Source organism: Shewanella sp. Isolate7 (assembly GCF_022398425.1).
In the GTDB taxonomy this organism is placed as follows: domain Bacteria; phylum Pseudomonadota; class Gammaproteobacteria; order Enterobacterales; family Shewanellaceae; genus Shewanella.
This window is the reverse complement of record NZ_JAKEVJ010000220.1, coordinates 1-500: the sequence shown is the minus strand read 5'-3', so window position 1 is coordinate 500 and position 500 is coordinate 1. Positions and strand designations below refer to the sequence as shown.

The following is a 500-nucleotide window of genomic DNA, read 5'->3' as shown; positions in this document are numbered from 1 at the left end:
TGCCGTTTTACGCCGAATTTCGACCTAATTCCAGGCTGTTCCCGGATTTCAGACAGATCTTGGCTGTCGTCGTAACATCTGGTCTACTTTAAACAGGTTCGCCAAGGTGAATAGCATGGCTAACTGTGAGTCATTTTTCGTCAGCCCTTTATAGCGTGCTTTGATAAAGCCGAACTGACATTTGATGATCCGAAACGGGTGTTCTACCTTCGCCCGAATGCTGGCTTTTAAATACTCGATGTTGATGGCGGTTTTATTGTCATTCTAAAACCACCTCCTATGGAGGTGGTGAACGTCCGATTTAGGCTATGCCTGAAGGTTGCTCATGCTAAATACTGACTTTGTTTGTAACCAGCAAATAAAGAGAGGTAAATAGCATGAGCAGATACGAGTCAGCGTCGCATGTTTTCTACAGGTGCCAATATCACATAGTTTGGACTCCAAAGTATAGATATAGGATCCTAAAAGGGAACGTGGGGAAAGAGGTTCATCGGAGTATC

Annotated in this window: 1 protein-coding gene and 1 pseudogene; one reads left to right on the top strand and one right to left on the bottom strand. The window is 44.2% G+C overall.

Annotated features, from left to right (window positions below; genetic code table 11):
* Positions 1–48 precede the first annotated feature (48 nt).
* Positions 49–258 (bottom strand): annotated as a pseudogene (locus tag L1D47_RS21130) (transposase); the annotation flags it as partial.
* A gap of 119 nt (positions 259–377) precedes the next feature.
* On the opposite strand from L1D47_RS21130, the gene L1D47_RS21125 reads away from it, so the two are divergent.
* The coding region (locus L1D47_RS21125) for a transposase (RefSeq protein WP_239886661.1) at positions 378–500 on the top strand (123 nt) is incomplete at its 3' end.